The sequence below is a fragment of the Mycobacterium shottsii genome (assembly GCF_010728525.1).
GTDB lineage: Bacteria > Actinomycetota > Actinomycetes > Mycobacteriales > Mycobacteriaceae > Mycobacterium > Mycobacterium marinum.
Window position 1 is genome coordinate 4579568 of record NZ_AP022572.1, and the last position, 19697, is coordinate 4599264.

Annotated in this window: 18 protein-coding genes, 1 tRNA gene and 7 pseudogenes; 13 read left to right on the plus strand and 13 right to left on the minus strand. The window is 66.2% G+C overall.

The window, feature by feature from the left end; translation table 11 throughout:
- The first annotated feature begins 146 nt into the window (after positions 1-146).
- From G6N41_RS21115 to G6N41_RS21125, 3 genes are read left to right on the plus strand one after another with little or no spacing between them, the layout of a single operon-like run.
- Positions 147-866, plus strand: a complete 720-nt coding sequence (locus tag G6N41_RS21115; protein WP_166435761.1) for an HAD-IA family hydrolase — start codon at positions 147-149, stop codon at positions 864-866.
- A complete protein-coding gene (locus G6N41_RS21120; RefSeq protein WP_198965575.1) occupies positions 859-1353 on the plus strand; it encodes a low molecular weight protein-tyrosine-phosphatase in 495 nt (164 codons plus the stop codon). The genes G6N41_RS21115 and G6N41_RS21120 overlap by 8 nt, the downstream gene beginning before the upstream one ends.
- Positions 1353-2177, plus strand: coding sequence for an SURF1 family cytochrome oxidase biogenesis protein (locus tag G6N41_RS21125; protein WP_198967955.1), 825 nt, complete (start codon positions 1353-1355; stop codon positions 2175-2177). Before G6N41_RS21120 ends, G6N41_RS21125 begins: the two co-directional genes overlap by 1 nt.
- Here G6N41_RS21125 and G6N41_RS21130 read toward each other — a convergent pair.
- Positions 2159-3100 carry a cobalamin biosynthesis protein gene (locus G6N41_RS21130; protein WP_198965576.1) on the minus strand — a complete coding sequence of 314 codons (942 nt, stop codon included), beginning with the start codon at positions 3098-3100 and terminating at the stop codon, positions 2159-2161. The genes G6N41_RS21125 and G6N41_RS21130 overlap by 19 nt on opposite strands.
- Positions 3101-3202: 102 nt before the next feature.
- Between G6N41_RS21130 and G6N41_RS21135 the strand changes: the two are divergent.
- Positions 3203-4076 (plus strand): annotated as a pseudogene (locus G6N41_RS21135) (IS5 family transposase).
- Between the two features lie 71 nt (positions 4077-4147).
- Entirely contained in the window at positions 4148-4963 is an 816-nt protein-coding gene (locus tag G6N41_RS21140) for an oxygenase MpaB family protein (RefSeq protein WP_020730639.1), read from the plus strand.
- A gap of 20 nt (positions 4964-4983) precedes the next feature.
- Here the strand turns inward: G6N41_RS21140 and G6N41_RS21145 are convergent, their stop codons facing one another.
- The 8 genes and pseudogenes from G6N41_RS21145 to G6N41_RS21180 form a co-directional block, all read right to left on the minus strand.
- The gene (locus tag G6N41_RS21145; protein ID WP_198965577.1) at positions 4984-5913 is read right to left on the minus strand and encodes a cation diffusion facilitator family transporter; all 930 of its coding nucleotides are present in this window, start codon (positions 5911-5913) and stop codon (positions 4984-4986) included.
- An 88-nt stretch (positions 5914-6001) separates the two neighbouring features.
- Positions 6002-7125: pseudogene (locus G6N41_RS21150) on the minus strand (epoxide hydrolase family protein).
- 30 nt (positions 7126-7155) lie between these two features.
- Positions 7156-8029 (minus strand): annotated as a pseudogene (locus G6N41_RS21155) (IS5 family transposase).
- 59 nt (positions 8030-8088) lie between these two features.
- Positions 8089-8283 carry a hypothetical protein gene (locus tag G6N41_RS21160; protein WP_198965578.1) on the minus strand — a complete coding sequence of 65 codons (195 nt, stop codon included), beginning with the start codon at positions 8281-8283 and terminating at the stop codon, positions 8089-8091.
- Positions 8284-8417: 134 nt separating this feature from the next.
- Positions 8418-9427 (minus strand): annotated as a pseudogene (locus G6N41_RS21165) (NAD-dependent epimerase/dehydratase family protein).
- Between the two features lie 118 nt (positions 9428-9545).
- Positions 9546-9782: pseudogene (locus G6N41_RS21170) on the minus strand (helix-turn-helix domain-containing protein); the annotation flags it as partial.
- Between the two features lie 10 nt (positions 9783-9792).
- Positions 9793-10666, minus strand: a pseudogene (locus G6N41_RS21175) (IS5 family transposase).
- 94 nt (positions 10667-10760) lie between these two features.
- Positions 10761-11591, minus strand: a complete 831-nt coding sequence (locus G6N41_RS21180; RefSeq protein WP_231609036.1) for an AraC family transcriptional regulator — start codon at positions 11589-11591, stop codon at positions 10761-10763.
- A 92-nt stretch (positions 11592-11683) separates the two neighbouring features.
- On the opposite strand from G6N41_RS21180, the gene G6N41_RS21185 reads away from it, so the two are divergent.
- From G6N41_RS21185 to G6N41_RS21220, 8 genes and pseudogenes are all read left to right on the plus strand, one after another.
- Positions 11684-11899 (plus strand): hypothetical protein, encoded by a 216-nt coding sequence (locus G6N41_RS21185; protein WP_198968072.1) that lies wholly within the window; start codon positions 11684-11686, stop codon positions 11897-11899.
- A gap of 109 nt (positions 11900-12008) precedes the next feature.
- Positions 12009-12278 carry a hypothetical protein gene (locus G6N41_RS21190; RefSeq protein ID WP_198965579.1) on the plus strand — a complete coding sequence of 90 codons (270 nt, stop codon included), beginning with the start codon at positions 12009-12011 and terminating at the stop codon, positions 12276-12278.
- Positions 12254-12415 carry a hypothetical protein gene (locus tag G6N41_RS21195; protein ID WP_198913342.1) on the plus strand — a complete coding sequence of 54 codons (162 nt, stop codon included), beginning with the start codon at positions 12254-12256 and terminating at the stop codon, positions 12413-12415. Before G6N41_RS21190 ends, G6N41_RS21195 begins: the two co-directional genes overlap by 25 nt.
- Positions 12416-12420: 5 nt before the next feature.
- A complete protein-coding gene (locus tag G6N41_RS21200) occupies positions 12421-12969 on the plus strand; it encodes a hypothetical protein (protein WP_231608575.1) in 549 nt (182 codons plus the stop codon).
- A gap of 144 nt (positions 12970-13113) precedes the next feature.
- A pseudogene (locus G6N41_RS21205) lies at positions 13114-13674 on the plus strand (2,4'-dihydroxyacetophenone dioxygenase family protein).
- Positions 13674-14756: a zinc-binding dehydrogenase gene (locus tag G6N41_RS21210; protein WP_198965580.1), complete on the plus strand. Its 1083-nt coding sequence runs from the start codon at positions 13674-13676 to the stop codon at positions 14754-14756. Before G6N41_RS21205 ends, G6N41_RS21210 begins: the two are co-directional and overlap by 1 nt.
- Positions 14757-14792: 36 nt before the next feature.
- Positions 14793-16265, plus strand: a complete 1473-nt coding sequence (locus tag G6N41_RS21215) for a WS/DGAT/MGAT family O-acyltransferase (protein ID WP_198965581.1) — start codon at positions 14793-14795, stop codon at positions 16263-16265.
- A complete protein-coding gene (locus G6N41_RS21220) occupies positions 16262-17812 on the plus strand; it encodes a WS/DGAT/MGAT family O-acyltransferase (RefSeq protein ID WP_198965582.1) in 1551 nt (516 codons plus the stop codon). The genes G6N41_RS21215 and G6N41_RS21220 overlap by 4 nt, the downstream gene beginning before the upstream one ends.
- A gap of 7 nt (positions 17813-17819) precedes the next feature.
- Here the strand turns inward: G6N41_RS21220 and G6N41_RS21225 are convergent.
- The 4 genes from G6N41_RS21225 to G6N41_RS21240 form a co-directional block, all read right to left on the minus strand.
- A tRNA-Val gene (locus G6N41_RS21225) sits at positions 17820-17894 on the minus strand.
- A 56-nt stretch (positions 17895-17950) separates the two neighbouring features.
- Positions 17951-18412: a peroxiredoxin gene (locus G6N41_RS21230; RefSeq protein WP_011739492.1), complete on the minus strand. Its 462-nt coding sequence runs from the start codon at positions 18410-18412 to the stop codon at positions 17951-17953.
- Entirely contained in the window at positions 18412-18834 is a 423-nt protein-coding gene (locus G6N41_RS21235; RefSeq protein WP_015356256.1) for a DUF3052 domain-containing protein, read from the minus strand. Before G6N41_RS21235 ends, G6N41_RS21230 begins: the two co-directional genes overlap by 1 nt.
- A gap of 80 nt (positions 18835-18914) precedes the next feature.
- On the minus strand, positions 18915-19517 hold the full coding sequence (locus tag G6N41_RS21240; protein ID WP_198965583.1) for a hypothetical protein: 603 nt from the start codon (positions 19515-19517) through the stop codon (positions 18915-18917).
- Between the last annotated feature and the right edge of the window lie 180 nt (positions 19518-19697).

Here is a 19697-nt window from a genome sequence, read left to right on the forward strand (position 1 = left end):
GAGCACTACGCCCCTGCCTGGCACACGGCTACCCGCGCGGCCGCGAGTCCCGGGCACCGGCCGGGTCCGACCGAACTCGGCTGCTCAAGCCGGTCCCGCCAGCTCCTGCCGACCCCGCCGACCGCCGCATCAACGACAATGGAGTGGTGACAGGTTCGATTGCAGCCGATTCACCGGCTGACCCCGGCGCCACACCGCAGGACACCGGCTGCCCGGAGGGGACGCCGCAGCTGGTGATCTTCGATCTCGACGGCACCCTGACCGACTCGGCCCACGGGATTGTGGCCAGCTTCCGCCACGCACTCAACCACATCGGTGCCGCCGTTCCCGACGGCGACCTGGTCGCCCAGATCGTCGGCCCGCCGATGGACGACACCTTTCACGCCATGGAGCTCGGCGACCGCGTCGAGGACGCGATCGCCGCCTTCCGGGCCGAATACGGTGCCCGTGGTTGGGCGATGAACACCCTGTTCGACGGGATCGCGCCGTTGCTGGCCGACCTGCGTGCCGCCGGGGTTCGGCTGGCGGTGGCCACCTGCAAGCTAGAGCCAACGGCGCGGCGGGTACTCGCCCATTTCGGGCTCGACGCGCATTTCGAGGTGATCGCCGGCGCGACCGGCGACGGCGCACGCCGCAGCAAGACCGAGGTGCTCGCCCATGCGCTGGCCCAGCTGCACCCGCTGCCCGAACGGGTGCTCATGGTCGGTGACCGCAGCCACGATGTGGAGGGCGCGGCCGCCCATGGCATCGACACGGTCGTGGTTGGCTGGGGTTACGGAAAGGCCGACTTCGCCGCCGGTACCCACAGCGGCGCCGCCCTGCATGCCGGCACGGTCGACGAATTGCGGGAGGCGTTAGGTGTCTGACTCAACGCTGCACGTCACTTTCGTGTGTACCGGCAACATCTGTCGCTCGCCGATGGCCGAGAAGATGTTCGCCCACCAGCTGCGGGAACGCGGGCTGGGCGAGGCGGTGCGGGTGACCAGCGCCGGCACCGGCAACTGGCACGTCGGCAATCGGGCCGACGAACGGGCAAGACAGGTGCTGCACTCCCACGGCTACCCCACCGATCACTGCGCCGCCCAGGTCAGCACGGACCACCTGGAGGCGGATCTGGTCATCGCGCTGGGGCGCAACCACGCCCGGCAGTTGCGTCAGCTCGGCGTGGAGGAGAGCAGGCTGCGGATGTTGCGTTCGTTCGACCCACGCTCGGGGGCCTACGTTCTCGATGTCGAGGACCCCTACTACGGGGGCCATGACGACTTCGAGCAGGTCTTCATCGTCATCGAGGCCGCCCTGCCCGGTTTGCACGATTGGGTGGACGAACAGTTTGCGCAGGACGGCAAGGTGTGATGCGACGCCTGGCGTTTCTGCTGCGGCCCGGGTGGATAGCGCTGGCCCTGGTGGTCATCGCGTTCACCTACCTGTGCTTCACGGTGCTCGCGCCGTGGCAGCTGGGAAAGAACACCAAGACGTCGCGGGAGAACCGCCAGATCAACCATGCTCTGACTTCGCCGGCGGTTCCGGTCAAAAAATTACTGCCACAGCAAGATTCGTCAGCTCCCGAGGCGCAGTGGCGCAGCGTGACGGCGACCGGACACTATCTGTCCGATGTGCAGGTGCTGGCCCGGCTGCGGGTGGTCGACGGAGACCAGGCGTTTGAGGTACTGACCCCGTTCGCCGTCGACGGCGGACCCACCGTCCTGGTCGACCGCGGGTACGTCCGCCCCGAGCCGGGCTCGCACGTGCCGCCGATCCCCCGCGCCCCGGACCAGACCCTGACCATCACGGCACGGCTGCGCGACTTCGAGCCCACCATCGCGGGCAAGGAACCGTTCTCCAGAGACGGCTTCGAGCAGGTGTACTCGATCAACGCCAAGCAGATCTCCACGTTGACCGGAGTGCCGTTGGCCGGCTCCTATCTGCAGTTGGTCGAAAACCAACCCGGCGGACTCGGTCTGATCGGCTTGCCGCATCTGGATTCCGGACCGTTCTTGTCATACGGCATCCAGTGGATCGCCTTCGGCATTCTGGCGCCAATCGGACTCGGCTACTTCGCCTACGCCGAACTGCGGGCCCGCCGGCGCGAAACACGCGCCCGCGCGGATGCGCCGCCCGCGGACACACCGATGACCGTCGAGCAAAAGCTCGCCGACCGCTACGGCCGCCGGCGGTAGACAAAGACCCCGGCACCCACTGCCGCGGCGGCCTGCACGGCCCGCGACAACGTCACGGCGCGGCGCAGATCATCGACCGCGGGTTGACCGCCGTCCCCGAGGGTGGGGCGAATCTCCAGCTCAAAGTGGTACCGGGTGGGCCCGCCCAGACGCACCCGGAGCGCCCCGGCAAAAGCAGCCTCGACCACCCCGGCGTTCGGGCTGGGGTGCCGCGCCGCGTCGCGGCGCCAGGCCCGCACCGCGCCCAGCGCTGACCCACCGACCAGCGGCGCGCACAGCACCACCAGCCCCGCGGTCACGCGGGCCCCGAAGTAGTTGGCCAGATCATCCAGCCGCGCTGCTGCCCAACCGAATCGCAGGTAGCGCGGCGAGCGGTAGCCGATCATCGCGTCCAGGGTGTTGACGGCGCGATATACCAGTACCGCCGGCACGCCGCCGACCGCCGCCCACAGCAGCGGCGCCACCTGCGCGTCGGAAGTGTTCTCGGCAACCGATTCCAGGGCCGCGCGGGTCAAATCCGGCACGTCCAGCTGAGCCGGATCGCGACCACACAGCGACGGCAGCAACCGCCGGGCGGCATCGAGGTCGCCGCGGTCCAACAGCTCGGCCATTTCCCGGCTAGTGCGCACCAGCGAGGTTCCGCCCAGCGATACCCAGGTCGCCATCGCCGTCGCCGCGACCGACCACGGCCTGCCGGCCGGGCGCCCCAAGACCGCACCCAGCAGGCCCACCCCGCCAACCAGCACGCCAACGTGCACCGCGCCGGCCGCCCTGGTATCGCGATAGCTGGCCCGCTCCAACCCCGCGGCCAGCCGCCCGAACACCGCGACCGGATGACCTCGCTGTGGGTCGCCCAGCACCAGGTCGGCCAGATAGCCCACCAGGACACCGACCGTCCGGGCCTGCCGTGCCGACGCAACCACTCAGGCAGCGTCTCACATGGCCGTCCGGTGGCCACCGGGCCCGCGCGTTCGTCTAGGGCGTGTCTTCTTAATGTGAATGGTGTTTTGGCTGATGCTGTTTGGGTGATGCGGACGCATGCGATTTCTGATGATTTGTGGTCGCTGATCGTGGCGGTGTTGCCTGCGGGGCGGCGGCGTGGCCGGCCGTGGAACGATCATCGACGTACTCTGGAGGGCATTATCTGGCGTTACCGTACGTGATCTCCGTGGTGTGACCTGCCCGAGCACTTCGGTCCCTGGCAATCGGTGGCCGAGAGGCATCTACGCTGGTCGGTCGATGGCATCTACGCGCGGATCTTCGCGGCGATCGCCTCTGACCTCGACGCCGAGGACGCCGACCTGGGCGCACTGTTGTCGGTCGATTCGACCAGTGTGCGCGCCCACCGACACGCAGCCGGAGCGCGCCCCGGGCGCCGCACAGGGGGATCTGTCGAATTACAAGAAATATCTCGATGAGCCCGATGACCACGCCATTGGGCGTTCCCGCGGCGGGCTGACTACCAAGATCCACGCCTTGACCGACCAGCTGTGCAGTCTGGTCACCCTGGCACTGTCGGCCGGTCAAGCCGGTGATAATCCGATGCTTTGGCCACTGCTGGCCGCCCGGCGCAGCAACTCATAAGCCCCGTTTCACCTGCTGGCGGACAAGGCGTACTCCCATGACTCGACGCGGGCACAGCTGCGCCGGCTCAAGATCGCCCATACCATCCCCGAGCGCAGCGACCAGATCACCCGCCGCAAAGCCAAAGGCCGCAACAGAGGACGGCCTCCGGGGTTCTCAGGCCGAATCTACAAGCACCGCAACACCGTCGAGCGAAGCTTCAACCGGCTCAAACACTGGCGCGCGGTCGCCACCCGCTACGACAAATACGCCCTGACCTACCTCGGCGGTGCCACCCTGGCCGCCATCATCACCTACCACCGCGTCCGCAATTAGCAGACAGGACCTAGTCCATGACGGCAACCCCCGGCGCGTGGTCTACTCATCATCATGGGTCAGGAATCCCGATGAAGCGTCCCGCGACCCGGGTCGCCGACCTGTTGAACCCGGCCGCGCTGTTGCTGCCCGCCGCCAACGTGATCATGCAGCTGTCGTTGCCCGGCGTCGGATATGGCGTACTGGAGAGTCCGGTGGACAGCGGCAACGTCTACAAGCATCCGTTCAAGCGCGCCCGCACCACCGGCACCTACCTGGCTGTTGCCACCATCGGGTCGGAGTCTGATCGCGCGTTGATCCGCGCTGCGGTGGACTCGGTACACCGGCAAGTCCGGTCCACCTCGTCGAGTCCGGTGTCCTACAACGCCTTCGATCCCAAATTGCAGCTGTGGGTGGCCGCCTGCTTGTACCGCTACTTCGTCGAGCAACACGAATTCCTGCACGGACCGCTCGATGACGGCGCCGCCGACTCGGTCTACCTCGACGCCAAACGGCTGGGCACCACCCTTCAAGTGCCGGAGCGCATGTGGCCGCCGGACCGGATCGCCTTCGACGAGTACTGGAAGCGCTCACTCGATGAGCTGCACATCGACCCACCGGTGCGCGAACACCTCCGAGGGGTGGCTTCGATGGCGTTTTTGCCGTGGCCGCTGCGGGCGCTGGCGGGGCCGTTCAACCTGTTCGCGACGACGGGGTTCTTGGCGCCGGAGTTTCGCGCGATGATGCGGTTGGACTGGTCGCAATCCCAGCAGAGCCGATTCGAGTGGCTGTTGGCCGCCCTGCGGCTGGCCGACCGGGTCATCCCACATCGGGCGTGGATCTTGATCTATCAGCTTTACCTGTGGGATATGCGGTTTCGCGCCCGCCGCGGGTGGCGCGTCGTCTAGATCGAGGCCGACCGGCGGTGCTAACCGAGCGGCACACAGCGTGCGGCCCAGCTGAAACTGCGCATCTGCGGCAACCTGGGCCCAAGCTGGTCGGCGACCCGCCGGCCGATGTCGTCCGCGTCGGCCACCGACATGGCGGGGTCCACCCAGCCCTCGACCTCGACACGGAGCGTGCGTCCGGTCCAGCGGGCCCGCGCGTGCGCGTGAACAACTCCCGGTATGGCGGCGGCGACCGCTTCGGCGGTGTCCAGCACGCCCGGGTCTACCCCATCGAGCAGGCGATGCCCGATCTCGGAGCTCACCTCCCAACCCACATGGCAGATGAATCCCGTCACCGCAATCCCGGCAAACCCGTCGGCCCATTCCCACCCCATCGCGACCCCGCACAATCCCAGCAGCGCGCCCGCCGAGGACAGCGCGTCCAGCCAGGAATGCTTCGCATCGGCGATCATCGTTGATGACTGAATCCGGCGCCCGACAACGAGCTTGTAACGGGCCACCAGCTGATTGCCGACAATGCCAACCGCCGCGGCGGCGATCCCCCAGCCCACATGCTGGGTTGAGCCGTGCCGCAGCAACTTGCCGAAGCTTTCGGTCCCGGCAACCGCGGCGCTGGCCCAGATCACCAGCGCCACAACGATCCCGGCAAGATCCTCGGCCCGCTCCAAACCGTACGGGTAGCGCTCGCTCGCCGACTTGCGCGAGCTCCGAAACCCAACGAACACAACCAGACTCGTGGAAACATCGGACAGGTTGTGCAGTGCGTCGCCGAGCAAGGCCACCGAGCCGGACACCAGCGCTATCGCCAGTTCGATCAGACCCGTCAACCCCAGCCCGGCCGCGCTGACGGCGACCGCACGATTGGCCCGCCGGCGTTCGGCTTGGTCGTCGACGGCCTGGGCCAAGGGAAAGCTTGCGGCCGGATCCCGCTGACCGTCAACCAGATGCATGTCCCCTAGCGTGCCACGCCCCCGCGCCCGGCCGCCCGGTTAGCGCACAACTTTTTCAAGCAGCCGGCCCGGTTGTGCCGCGGTCGAGTCAGCGCACCGTGGCGAAGAACGCACGGACGTCTCCGACAAACAATTCCGGCTGTTCGAACGCGGCGAAGTGACCACCGCGCGGCATCGTCGTCCAGTGGGTGATGTTGTAGTTCGGTTCGCACCACGCGCGCGGTGCGCGCAGCACCTCCTTGGGAAACGACGCCACGCCGGTGGGCAGTTCGACCCGCTCGGTCTGCCCCCAGACCTTGAAACTCTCCCAGTACAAGCGGGCTGACGACGCCGCGGCGGCGTTTACCCAATACATCATGACGTTGTCCAGTAGCTCGTCGCGGGTGAGGATGTTCTCCGGGTTTCCCGCGCAGTCCATCCATGTCCAGAACTTCTCCACGATCCAAGCCAGTTGTCCCACCGGGGAATCGGTCAGGCCGTAGCCCACGGTCTGGGGTCGGGTGGACTGTTGTTTGAAGTAGCCGGTTCCCCATTTCCGGTGGTACGCCAACGCTGCCAGCACCTCTTGCTCTGCCGCGGTCGGGTTGGTCAGCGCCGCACGCGTGGGCATGGCGATCGGCATATTGAGATGAATGGCCACACAGTGGCCGCCGTTTCGGCCGATCTGGGTGGTGACCGCGGCCCCCAGTCGCCGCCTTGGGCGCCGTATCGCTGATAGCCCAGGTTCTGCATCAGCGTTTCCCAGGCCCGCGCGATCCTGTCCACACCCCAGCCCGTGCTGCTCGGCTTGCCGGAAAATCCGTATCCGGGAAGGGACGGGCAGACGACGTGGAAGGCGTCTTCGGCGCGCCCGCCATGGGCGGTGGGGTTGGTCAGCGGCTCGATCACCTTGTGGAACTCCACCACGGAGCCGGGCCAGCCATGGGTGATCAGCAGCGGAAACGCGTCCTGGTGCGGGGAGCGTTGATGGATGAAATGCAGATCCAGGCCGTCGATTTCGGTGATGAACTGGTCGAAGCGGTTCAGCGCGGCCTCGCGCGCCCGCCAGTCGTAGTCGTTGGCCCAGTAGGCGGCCAAGTCCCGCGTGTAGCTCAGCGGGATGCCCTGGCTCCAATCGTCGACACACTCGGCCTCCGGCCAACGGGTGCGCGCCAGACGGGCTTTCAGGTCATCGATAACGTCGTCGGGAACATCGATGCGAAACGGCCTCACCCGTTCATCATGCCGCCTAGGTCCTGTCTGCTAATTGCGGACGCGGTGGTAGGTGATGATGGCGGCCAGGGTGACACCGCCGAGGTAGGTCAGGGCGTATTCGTCGTAGCAGGTGGCGACCGCGCGCCAGTGTTTAAGCCGGTTGAAGCTTCGCTCGACGGTGTTGCGGTGCTTGTAGATTCGGCCTGAGAACCCCGGAGGCCGTCCTCTGTTGCGGCCTTTAGCTTTGCGGCGGGTGATCTGGTCGCTGCGCTCGGGGATGGTATGGGCGATCTTGAGCCGGCGCAGCTGTGCCCGCGTCGAGTCATAGGAGTACGCCTTGTCCGCCAGCAGGTGAAACGGGGCGTATGAGTTGCTGCACCGGGCGGCCAGCAATGGCCAAAGCATCGGATTATCACCGGCTTGACCGGCCGACAGTGCCAGGGTGACCGGACTGCACAGCTGGTCGGTCAAGGCGTGGATCTTGGTAGTCAGCCCGCCGCGGGAACGCCCAATAGCGTGGTCATCGGGCTCATCGAGATATTTCTTGTAATTCGACAGATCCCCCTGTGCGGCGCCCGGAGCGCGCTCCGGCTGCGTGTCGGTGGGCGCGCACACTGGTCGAATCGACCGACAACAGTGCGCCCAGGTCGGCGTCCTCGGCGTCGAGGTCAGAGGCGATCGCCGCGAAGATCCGCGCGTAGATGCCATCGACCGACCAGCGTAGATGCCTCTCGGCCACCGATTGCCAGGGACCGAAGTGCTCGGGCAGGTCACACCACGGAGATCCCGTACGGTAACGCCAGATAATGCCCTCCAGAGTACGTCGATGATCGTTCCACGGCCGGCCACGCCGCCGCCCCGCAGGCAACACCGCCACGATCAGCGACCACAAATCATCAGAAATCGCATGCGTCCGCATCACCCAAACAGCATCAGCCAAAACACCATTCACATTAAGCAGACACGCCCTAGCCGGGCGGACTATTTCTGATTTGCTTCCTTGATCAGGGTGCTGACCTGTTCTAGCAGTTCACGCATATCGGCGCGCATCGCATCGACCGCGGCGTACAGGTCTGCCTTGGTCGCCGGCTGCTGGTCTGACGAGAGCGGCCGCACAGGCGGCGCCGTCTTTCCCGCCGACGCGCTGTCGCTCTGAGTCCCAGGTCGCTCGTCCACGCCCCAGAGACTGCCACAACCGGCTCGCCAGCGACAACGAAACCCACCCCGAGTGTGCTGTCAGTCACCGCATTGCCTTGTCACGGGGACCATCGGAGGCATTGGGGTCCGTTGCGCGGTGCTGGCGCCGGCGCTCAGATGAGACGTTCGGCCCGTGCCCACTCGTGGACGCGGGCCATCCCCTCCTCGATCGAAACCCGCGGTTGGTAGCCCAGCATCTTCTGGGCCTTCTCGATCGAATAGGTGCCGGGCCGATTGAGCAGCCACATCGTTCCGGCCGACAGGTCTGTCTTCTGGCCCAAACGGCGCAGCAGCGAGCCGAGGAGTTCGGCGGCCGGTGCGGCCACCCGGATCGGCAGCGTGTGGATCGTGCCGTCACTCATCCTCGCCATCCGGCCGAAGAAATCGGCGCACCGCACACCTTTGCCGTCGGTGATGTTGAAAACCTGGCCCACCGCATCATCGAATGACACGGCGAACACCATGCCGTCGACGAAGTTGTCGATGTACACCGGGGAGAAGATGCCGTTTCCGCCGTTGGGCAGCGGAAAGCCAGTCCTCTTGCGCATCTCGGCGATCGGCGAACGGACCCACACCGAGCCGGGACCCCAGACATCGCCAGCCGGATCACGGTGACATCAATCTCGCCGGCGCCGTGCGCGGCCAGCACGACCGCCTCGGAGTTCACCTTGGTGTCGGTGTAGACGTCGCCGTTGACATGCACGGGGTAGGTCTCATCCACACCGTCAGGGAACTCGAAGCCGTAGGCCGCCACCGAGGAAAAGTGCACGAACCGGCGGACCCCGGCGTCGATCGCCGCGCGCAGCACCCGGCTGGTGCCCAGGACGTTGACGTGCCAGGCCTGTTTCAGCGGGAACGCCGCCCCCAGCAGCGCGGCGGTGTGGATCACGGTGTCCGCCCCCTCCAGCCCCGTCGGCGCGGCCGCCCAGGTCTCGGGACGCGTGATGTCACCGGCGACCACGTCCCCTGCCGGATCGGCCGCCAGATCGACACCGCGTACCACGGCGCCGAGGGCGCGAAACCGGGCCGACATGGCGCGGCCGATGAAGCCGTTGGCTCCGGTGATGAAGATCGTGCGACCGGACAGCGAGGGCGCGGGACGGTCGAATTCGTTGGTGCTCATAGCGTTTCCGTTCGTCGTCGTTCGTTCAGAGGCCTGTGTTGACCCTCAGCATGCCCAACGCGGATGCATCACGTATTGACAACAGAGGACATCTTGTTGATAGCAAAGGACGCGCCCGTCATTTCAAGACCGGGAAGGCCGGGGGCAATTGCGCCCGCCGCCACTTTTCCCGCAGTGCCGCCGGAGTGGCGCCGAACCAGCGCTGGCACGCCCGGGAGAGCACGCTCTGCTCGGCATACCCCAGTTGCCGGGCGAGATGAGTCCGTGTCATGTCGGTATCCCGCAGGTAGCGTTCGGTCATCTCGCGTCGCACATCGTCCACCACGGCGTTGAAGTTCGTCCCCTCGGCGGCTAGGTCCTGTCTGCTAATTGCGGACGCGGTGGTAGGTGATGATGGCGGCCAGGGTGACACCGCCGAGGTAGGTCAGGGCGTATTTGTCGTAGCAGGTGGCGACCGCGCGCCAGTGTTTAAGCCGGTTGAAGCTTCGCTCGACGGTGTTGCGGTGCTTGTAGATTCGGCCTGAGAACCCCGGAGGCCGTCCTCCGTTGCGGCCTTTAGCTTTGCGGCGGGTGATCTGGTCGCTGCGCTCGGGGATGGTATGGGCGATCTTGAGCCGGCGCAGCTGTGCCCGCGTCGAGTCATGGGAGTACGCCTTGTCCGCCAGCAGGTGAAACGGGGCGTATGAGTTGCTGCACCGGGCGGCCAGCAATGGCCAAAGCATCGGATTATCACCGGCTTGACCGGCCGACAGTGCCAGGGTGACCGGACTGCACAGCTGGTCGGTCAAGGCGTGGATCTTGGTAGTCAGCCCGCCGCGGGAACGCCCAATGGCGTGGTCATCGGGCTCATCGAGATATTTCTTGTAATTCGACAGATCCCCCTGTGCGGCGCCCGGAGCGCGCTCCGGCTGCGTGTCGGTGGGCGCGCACACTGGTCGAATCGACCGACAACAGTGCGCCCAGGTCGGCGTCCTCGGCGTCGAGGTCAGAGGCGATCGCCGCGAAGATCCGCGCGTAGATGCCATCGACCGACCAGCGTAGATGCCTCTCGGCCACCGATTGCCAGGGACCGAAGTGCTCGGGCAGGTCACACCACGGAGATCCCGTACGGTAACGCCAGATAATGCCCTCCAGAGTACGTCGATGATCGTTCCACGGCCGGCCACGCCGCCGCCCCGCAGGCAACACCGCCACGATCAGCGACCACAAATCATCAGAAATCGCATGCGTCCGCATCACCCAAACAGCATCAGCCAAAACACCATTCACATTAAGCAGACACGCCCTAGGCGACGGCGTAACGCCTTGGGTTGCAACCGAAACTGGTCGGCGATCACCGGAACCGCCGCCGCGCGGCGATCACCGGAACCGCCGCCGCGCCGGACGGCAGCAGCTGGCGGATCAATTCTCGAATCGAGGAGGACATTGTCGGCCGGTGCCGGTCGATGACGGTGTCGAGGTATTCGAGCACGACCCGATGCGCCAGCTCGTCCCTGACCAGGGGCCGCTGCAGGTCCTCGCTGGGCAACCGGAATCCGCCCCTGTGCGTCCCGAAGCGGGGTGTGCACGCGAAGTAGCGCAGGTAGTCTTCCCGCAGGGTCAGCGCCGGGTGCGGCAGGTCGACCAGTGTGGGTGCGTACCCGGCACCCAGCAGAAAGCGCAGCACCCGCAACATCACCCCCAGTGACAACTCGGTGGTCTGCGGGTGCGCCGGCGGGTGCGCAATCAGGATCTTGAACTCCAGAAATGAGGCCTCACCGCCGGGCTCGCGGCTGATGGTCGCGGCGATCGCGGGGCTGTAGGCAGCCAGGTAATGCTCGAACGTATCGAGCGCCTCGGCAACCGACTTGGAGGTGCGCGCCGCCACCCCAACCGGGCCAAGGATCTCGATGCCCTGACGTTCTGCCAGCCGGCGGCCGAAATCCGGTGTTTGGGTGGCCGCCGCGGCAGCTTCGACCGCCTGAATCAGGGCCAGGTAGGTGATGAACGCGTCGAAGCGGCCGACATCGGACTCCTTGACGCCGGCGCGGGCAAGGAGCGGCCCGGGATCCGCCCCGAGTTCAGTCACCAATGCCGGATACCCGGTGAGAGATGCACCGCGGATCACCGACATGTCCCTTACAGTCAAGCACTCGTCCCCTGCTGTCAATACTTCGGCAAGCATCACGAGAAATGCCCGTGAAGCGCCCTCGGTGCATCACGTAAAAATGCCCGCGGAACGGTCGATCCTTGGCAGGCATGGGAAGTGGGCTGTCGATGTCGTCTCGGGCCGAGATCACCGCGAAGTTCGCCAGGGCGTATGTGGGGGCGCCGAAGGCGGACAAGGGGCAGATTCTGGATCAGGTGGTGGCGGTCACCGGCTGGTCGCGTGACAACGCCCGGCGGCGGTTGAGGGCGGCGGCCGCGCCGCCGGGAGCGGGTCGGCAGGTCGCCAAACGGATTTGCCGGCAACGCAATCCGAAGTACTCCTAGGATGCGCTCAAGGTGTTGCAGAAGGTGTGGGCGGCCTCAGGCGGGCAGTGCGGCCGGTACCTGGCCGCTTCCATGGCACTTCAGTTGGATGCTCTAGAACGCCACTCAGTTGGATGCTCTAGAACGCCACGGCGAACTGGTGGACGGCCGTGACCGTTACGGCCCGGCGGTGCGTGCCGAGCTGTTGGCGATGAGCAGCGCCACGATCGACCGCTACCTGCGCGGCGCCAAGGCCCGCGACCAGATCTCGGGTGTGTCGACGACGAAACCCTCCCCGCTGCTGCGGTCCTCGATCACCATCTGCAAAGCAGGCGATGAGGCCGAAGAATCTCCGGGTTCTTCGAAGGCGACACCGTGGCGCACTGCGGCCCGACACTGAAAGGTGAGTTCGCCCGCACGGTCAACCTCACCGACATGCACATCGGCTGGGTGTTCACCCGCACGGTGCGCAACAACGCCCACCCCCACATCCTGGGCGCCCTCAAAACCGGAATTACTAAAATCCCTATAAGGTAACGGGTTTGGACTTCGACAACGGCACCGAATTCCTCAATAAGGCGGTCATCAAGTGGGCCGCGGACATGGAGATCTTCTTCACCCGCTCACGACCCTACAAGAAGAACGACCAGGCCACCATCGAGTCCAAAAACAACCACCTCGTGCGTCGCTACGGGTTCTACTACCGCTACGACACCGACGAAGAACGCGCCGTGCTCAACCGGCTGTGGCACCTGGTCAACGACCGGCTCAACTACCTGACCCCCACCATCAAACCCATCAGCTACGGCTGCAGCCGCGACGGTCACCGCCGCCGGCTCTACGACAAGCCCCAGACCCCCCTGGACCGGCTGCTGGCCGCCGGAGTCCTCTCAGCGGCCCAACAAACAGAGCTGCTCACCTACCGCAACAGCCTCAACCCCGCCGCGATCGCCCACCAGATCGCCGACCTGCAAGCCGCCCTGCTCAGACTCGCCAAAGACAAGACCGAACAGCTCTACCCCGCCGCCATACCCGCCGCTCTACCCGCCCTCAAAGCCGGCATCCGCATCAAAAGCAAGACCACCACCTGACCCCGATTTCGCGGGCATTCCTTACCTGATGCATGAACCAGGTTTCGCAGGCATCTTGACTTGATGCATCACGTTACTTTCTTCGTCAGACCGAGCAAGGTGGTGATCACAGCCCAATCAACGCAACACGAAGGGAACCCACCAATGACCCTCATGACCGCTCCCGCTCCGGCGACTACCTCCTCGGGTGCTCTGCTTCCGCTGGTGGCGCTGCCGCAGGGCGAGTTGCTGACCGTGAACTAGAAGGACATGCCCCTGGTGCGTGACACCTTGGGCCCGGGCGTACACGTAAAACCACTGCGTCTGGACATCGAAAACGGCGAGTGGGTAGTCCTGGCCACCTTTGCGCCCGGCGCAAAGGTGCCGCTGCACTACCACACCGGCGTTGCGGAGGTGTACACCTTGTCCGGAGCGTGGCACTACCTCGAATACCCGGACCAGCTACAGACCGCCGGCTCCTACCTCTACGAGCCCGGTTCGTCGGTGCACACGTTCATCACCCCGGAAACCAACACCGAAGACACGGTGATCTTCGTTCGCGTTGTCGGCGCCAACATCAACTTCAGCGAGGACGGCCAGTTCCATTCCATCCTCGATGCGGCGTTGATTGCGCACCTGACCGCCAACCTGGCCGCCGAGCAAAACCTCGGGCCACTCAACTACATCAGTGGCGGCGCCGCCGGCTACACCGCCAAGGGGGCATGATGCGTGCGGTTCTGATGCAGGACTCCAAGCTGCAGGTCGCCGAGGTCCCCGAACCCGTACCCGGCCCCGGCGAAGTGCTGGTCGATGTGCTGGCCTGTGGCATCTGCGGGTCGGACCTGCACTGTGCCGCCCACGGCCCCGAGTTCAACGCAGCCGCCCAGGCCGCGGGCGGATTCGACATGATGGATCTCAGCCGTCCGGTGGTATTCGGACACGAGTTCGTAGGCCGCATTGCGGCCTACGGACCCGACACCGACCAGCGCATCCCGGTCGGCCGCCGCGTGGTCTCGGCACCGTTTCTGCTGCGCGAGCAGAAGGTGACCCTGGGCTTCGCCGGCACCGAGGCACCCGGCGGCTACAGCGAACGCATGCTGCTGTCCGAACCGCTGTTGATCGAGGTGCCCGATCACGTGCCCACCGAGGTCGCCGCACTGACCGAACCACTGGCGGTGGCCTACCGCACGGTGGCCCGCGTCGACACCACCACCGACGACGTCGCCCTGGTGGTCGGGTGCGGACCGATCGGGCTCGCCGTCACCGCGGTGCTCAAGATGAAAGGCGTCGGCCCCATCGTCGCGTCGGACTTCTCCCCCGAAAGGCGTTCCCTGGCAGCACAACACGGTGCCGACGTGGTCCTCGACCCGAACGAGAACTCCCCGTTCGAGGCGTTCATGGCGGCCGCAGTCGCCGACGACCCGGCACGAATGGGACCCGCGCACACCGTGTTCGGACAGTTGCCGCTTCGTCCTACCGTCGCGTTCGAATGCGTCGGCGTCCCCGGGCTGATCCAGCAGCTCATCGCCGGCGTCCCGCCCGGCACCCGGATCGGCGTGGCGGGCATCAACATGAGCTCGGATCACTTCGAGCCCGCCCAATGCATCGCCAAGGAACTCGACATCCGCTTCTCGCTATACTACACGCTCGACGAGTTCGCGCAGACCTTCGCCCACCTGGCCGCCGGCGATTTCGACGTGGCTCCGCTGCTGACCGGGACCGTCGCGCTAGAAGGCGTCGCCGACGCCTTCGACCGGCTCAGGAACAACCCGCACGACGCAAAGATCCTGCTCGATCCGACGCGCTGAACACCCTGTCCCCTCTCCCAAGAAAGCTCCGACAAAATGCGCGCCCTCACCAGTCTCGACAGCATGTTTCTTGCCGCCGAAGACGGTCGAACCGTCACCAACGTGTCCAGCCTGGCGGTCACGGACCGCACCGATGCGTCCGGTAAGGCACTCACCCGGGCGGACATCGCCGAACTTCTGGCCGACCGCCTGCATCTGCTGCCCCCGCTGCGCTGGCGGCTGGCCACCGTTCCGCTCGACCTGGGCCACCCCTGGTGGGTGGAGGGCGAGGTGGACCTCGACTTCCACGTCCGTGAGACGGCGGTGGTGGCCCCGGGAGACCGGGCCGCGCTGGAGACGTTGGTCGCTCGGCTGTCGGCTCATCCGATGGACCGCTCCCGCCCGCTGTGGGAGGTGTATATGATCCAGGGTCTGCAACACGACAAGGTCGCACTGCTGGCCAAGCTGCACCATGCCGCGGTGGACGGGATGTCGGGTGGGGAGGTGCTCAACGTCATGTTCGACACCACGCCGCAGGGGCGGGTGCTGCCACCGGCCCCGCGGTACCGACCCGAGAAGGAGCCCGGCCAACTCGGGATGTTGGCGCGCACCATTGTGGGCATGCCACGACGCCAATGGCAGTCCGCGGGCGCGGCTCGGCGCACGCTGACCAATTTGGATCAGATCGCAACCCTGCGCTCGATACCCGGCGTGGCGGCGGCGGGGAGCGCGATGCGACGAGCCCAAGCGCCCATCCGCAGGTGGCCATCGGCACCCAGCCCCTCGACGGTGACCGCGCCCAGACTGGGTTTCAACGGCAAGATCTCCCCGCATCGGCGGGTGGCGCTGACCAGCTTGCCGCTCGAGGACGTCAAGGAGATCAAGACCCACTTCGAGGCGACGGTCAACGATGTCGTCGTCACCCTGTGCGCCGGTGCCCTGCGCCGCTGGCTCGCCGATCGCGGTGAACTTCCCGAACAGCCGCTGGTGGCGGCGATCCCGGTGTCGGTTCGCGCCGAAGCCGAGTTCGGAACGTATGGCAACAAGGTGGGCACCATGCTGGCGGCATTGCCGACCGACGTGACCGATCCGGCGATTCGCCTGCAGCGGTGCCGCAAGGAGCTGCGTGCGGCCAAACGCCGCAATGAGGCGGTGCCGGCCTCGTTGATGCGCGATGCCAACGATCTGGTCCCGCCGGTGCTGTTCGGGCCGGCGATGCGCGCGATGACAGCCGTCGCGGCCAGCGACGCGCTCTCTCCGGTCGCCAACCTCGTCATCTCCAATGTGCCGGGCCCCCGGTCGCCGCTCTACTGCGCGGGCCGACGGGTTTGCGAGCACTACCCGGTGTACACGATCAGCGACAGCCTGGGCCTGAACGTCACGGTCTTCAGCTACACCGATCGTTTGGAAATCGGCTTGGTCGGTGACCGATATCTGGTCAAGAACTTGGACCGCCTCGCCGATGTGTTCGGCGAGGAACTCGCTGTGCTGAAGCAGAGCGTGCGCAAGCCTCGAGGAGGCCGCAAATGAGACGGCTCAGCAGCGTTGATGCCCAATTCTTGGCGATGGAGGACGGCCGCAACCATTCTCACGTCTGTCAGCTCACCATCGTCGAGGCCACCACCACCGATGGCCTGCGACTGGACGGGCAGCGGATCCGCGCCCTGTTGGCCCAGCGCATCGACCTGATGCCGCCGTTGCGCTGGCGGGTGCGTGAGGTCCCGTTCGGCATCGACTATCCCGTGCTGGTGCAGGACGACACATTCGATCTGGATTCGCATCTCTGGGAAAGCGCGCTCCCCGCACCCGGGGATGACGAACAACTCGGCCGGGCCGTCGCCGATATCGCGTCGAGGCCGCTGGATCGGGCTCGACCGCTGTGGGAACTCCACGTGATCCACGGCCTGGCCGGCGACCGCGTCGCGCTGGTGACCAAGTTGCACCACAGCGTGATCGACGGGGTCTCGGGCATGGAGTTGCTGGGCGCGCTGCTGGACACCGTTGCCTTCCCGGACACCGTGCCGGAGCTCGAAAAACCCCCGACCGGCACCGCGATCGGCAACGCACCCAGTGACGCCGGGCTGCTGGCGCGCGCGCTCGCCTCGTTGCCCGTTCAGCCCGCGCGAATGGTGCGGGGTCTGCCGCCCATGCTGCGCCATATCGATCAACTCCCCACCATGCGCCACCTGCCCGGTGCCGCCGTGATCGCCAGAGTCGCCGACCGCGCCGAACGGCTCGCCACCCGCAACAAAGACGGTCGCAATCTGCAGCACCCTCGGGCCGCTGCCCCGAAAGTCTCCTTCGGCGGCAGGATTTCGGCACAACGGCGGTTCGCATTCGGGTCGTTGCCGCTAGACCAGATCAAGGCCGCCAAGTTCGCCGTGCCCGGCGCAACCGTCAACGATGTCGTGGTCGCCGTGTGCGCCGGGGCCTTGCGGCGACGCATGATCGCTCGGGGCGACGACGTGGCGACTCCCCTGGTTGCCATGGTGCCGGTGTCGGTGCGCACCGGCGAGGGACAGTACGGCAACCAGATCTCCTCGATGATCGTGCCGATTCCCACCGACCAGGCCGATGCCCACGCCCGGCTGATCTCCGCCCACCAGGTCATGCGGGCGGCCAAGGAACGGCACCGCGCCATCGCCGCCAAGCTGCTCACCGAGGCGAACCACACCGTTCCCCCGGCGCTGCTCACCCGGGCCGCCCGGGTGATCTCGATGACCACCGGCTCGGGTTGGATAAGGCCGCCATTCAACGTGACGATCTCGAACATCCCGGGATCGCCGGACCCGCTGTACTGCGCGGGAGCCCGGGTGGTGTCCCAACATCCGGTGAACGTCCTGCTCGACGGGATGGGCCTGAGCATCACCCTGCTCAGCTACCAAGACCGACTTGACTTCGGGCTCACCGCCGATCGCGAATTGCTGCCCGACGTCTGGCACCTCGCCGACGAACTGGCGGCCGAACTGAGTGCCCTGGCCGCCGAGGTTGACGCGCCGAGGAATCCAGTAGCCGATGGTGCACCGACGGGTACGAAGGGCCGGCCAACGGCCAAACCCGGTGCGATCCCCCGCTGAACGAACTTGGTGGGCGCGGACGGTATCGAACCGCCGACCGCTGGTGTGTAAAACCAGAGCTCTACCACTGAGCTACGCGCCCTATGCCCGCCGCAGGCTACACGCCCGAGACGTCAACACCCAAAAATCTTGGCCCGCTCAGGCCTGTAACGCCGCCAACGCGTCCGTCCACAGCCGCTGATCGCGGGCCTCACCGGGCTGTTTCATCTCGGCGAACCGAATGATCCCCGCCCGGTCGACGACAAAAGTTCCGCGGTTGGAGATGCCGGCTGTGTCGTTGAACACACCGTAGGCCTGGCTGACCGCGCCGTGCGGCCAGAAATCCGACAGCACCGGGAAGGTGAACCCGCTTTGGGTGGCCCAGATCTTGTGGGTGGGTGGCGGCCCCACCGAAATCGCGACCGCCGCAGTGTCGTCGTTCTCGAACTGCGGCAGGTGGTCACGTATCTGGTCCAACTCGCCCTGACAGATCCCGGTGAAGGCCAGCGGGAAGAACACCAGCAGCACGTTCTTAGCGCCGCGGTAGTCGCTGAGCGTGACCGGCTGCTGATTCTGGTCGCGCAGCGTGAAGTCCGGAGCGGTGGCTCCGACTTCGAGCATCAGCGCTTCCCGGCCCGCGACTTGGGCTGGACCAGCCGACTGGCAGCCCAGTTACCCAGGTTGACCGACGACGTCGGCATCAGCCCCGCGGTGGGGGCCGCCTCCGCGATGTCGGCCGGCAGCACGTGGCCGGGCTGGCCGGTCTTGGGTGTCAGCACCCAGATCACGCCATCCTCGGCGAGCGGACTGATCGCGTCCATCAGAGTGTCGACTAGATCCCCGTCGCTGTCGCGCCACCACAGCAGCACGACGTCGACCACCTCATCGGTGTCTTCATCGAGCATTTCGCTGCCGCAGGCTTCTTCGACGGCAGCGCGGATCTCATCGTCGGTATCTTCGTCCCAGCCCCACTCCTGGACGACTTGGTCTCGTTGGATGTCCAGTTTGCGAGCGTAGCTCGGGGCGTGATCCGCCGCGACCACCGTGGAACCTCCCTTTTCCGTCACACAAAGTGCGATTCGCACTATCGTCGCACAAACCTGATCGAACCAATACGGCTACCTCAGTAGGAAGCCATGCAGAGCTTCAAAGCCTTGGTCTTCGTGTCGTTGAGCTGATCGACTCTTCTGTTGAACTCCCCCGTCGGCGCATGCGTGCCGATCGCGTTGGCCACCGAACGCGCCGCGTCCGTGTAGGCATTGAATGCGTCGCGCATCTCCGGTGACAGCGCCTCGTTGAGTGCGCTGGAAACCGAGGAAGCGCTGTTGTTGAGCGCTTCGATGGACGGGCCTTCGGCCGGACCGGTGCTGCGTCCGGCATTGAACGCACCGACGAACTCGTTCACCTTGTCGATGGCTTCCTTGCTGGTGGTGGCGAGGGTTTCGCACGAGGTGCGAATCGCCTTGGTGGTCAGCGACTGTTGCCGCTGGGACTCGCGCACGCTCGAGGTCGCCGCGGAGGCCGAAATCGACAGCGATACCGATGAGCGGTAGGCCGGAGCCACCTTGGTGTCCGGGGTGGCCGTACCGTCGGTGACGCTGGTGCATCCCACGATGCCGATCAGCAGCACCGCGATACAACCGAGTGCCTGGGCACCTCGCCGGGCGCGCGAACCAGAGAAAGCCCCCCCGTGCCTGCGAGGAACGGCACGCCATCCGATGAGCACGGCTAGTGACGTTACCGGGTCGGGGCTCCGACTGGCTTCAACGCACCCAATTCGTTGTCACAGAGGGCATCGGAGGCATCTCGCGGCATCGACTGGACGGCGGCTATCTACTCGAAACGTCGGTGCGGCACGATAGGAGGACGATCACCCCACCCGATAGCCCGCCAACTACAGGAGCGG

Bases quoted from the DNA above. Each gene is read 5' to 3' on its own strand.
- G6N41_RS21230 (WP_011739492.1), bottom strand. From the start codon at position 18,412: ATGCTCGAAGTCGGAGCCACCGCTCCGGACTTCACGCTGCGCGACCAG.
- G6N41_RS21180 (WP_231609036.1), bottom strand. From the start codon at position 11,591: ATGCTTGCCGAAGTATTGACAGCAGGGGACGAGTGCTTGACTGTAAGG.
- G6N41_RS21145 (WP_198965577.1), bottom strand. From the start codon at position 5,913: ATGCATCTGGTTGACGGTCAGCGGGATCCGGCCGCAAGCTTTCCCTTG.
- G6N41_RS21215 (WP_198965581.1), top strand. From the start codon at position 14,793: ATGCGCGCCCTCACCAGTCTCGACAGCATGTTTCTTGCCGCCGAAGAC.
- G6N41_RS21185 (WP_198968072.1), top strand. From the start codon at position 11,684: ATGTCGTCTCGGGCCGAGATCACCGCGAAGTTCGCCAGGGCGTATGTG.
- G6N41_RS21140 (WP_020730639.1), top strand. From the start codon at position 4,148: ATGAAGCGTCCCGCGACCCGGGTCGCCGACCTGTTGAACCCGGCCGCG.
- G6N41_RS21210 (WP_198965580.1), top strand. From the start codon at position 13,674: ATGCGTGCGGTTCTGATGCAGGACTCCAAGCTGCAGGTCGCCGAGGTC.
- G6N41_RS21125 (WP_198967955.1), top strand. From the start codon at position 1,353: ATGCGACGCCTGGCGTTTCTGCTGCGGCCCGGGTGGATAGCGCTGGCC.
- G6N41_RS21220 (WP_198965582.1), top strand. From the start codon at position 16,262: ATGAGACGGCTCAGCAGCGTTGATGCCCAATTCTTGGCGATGGAGGAC.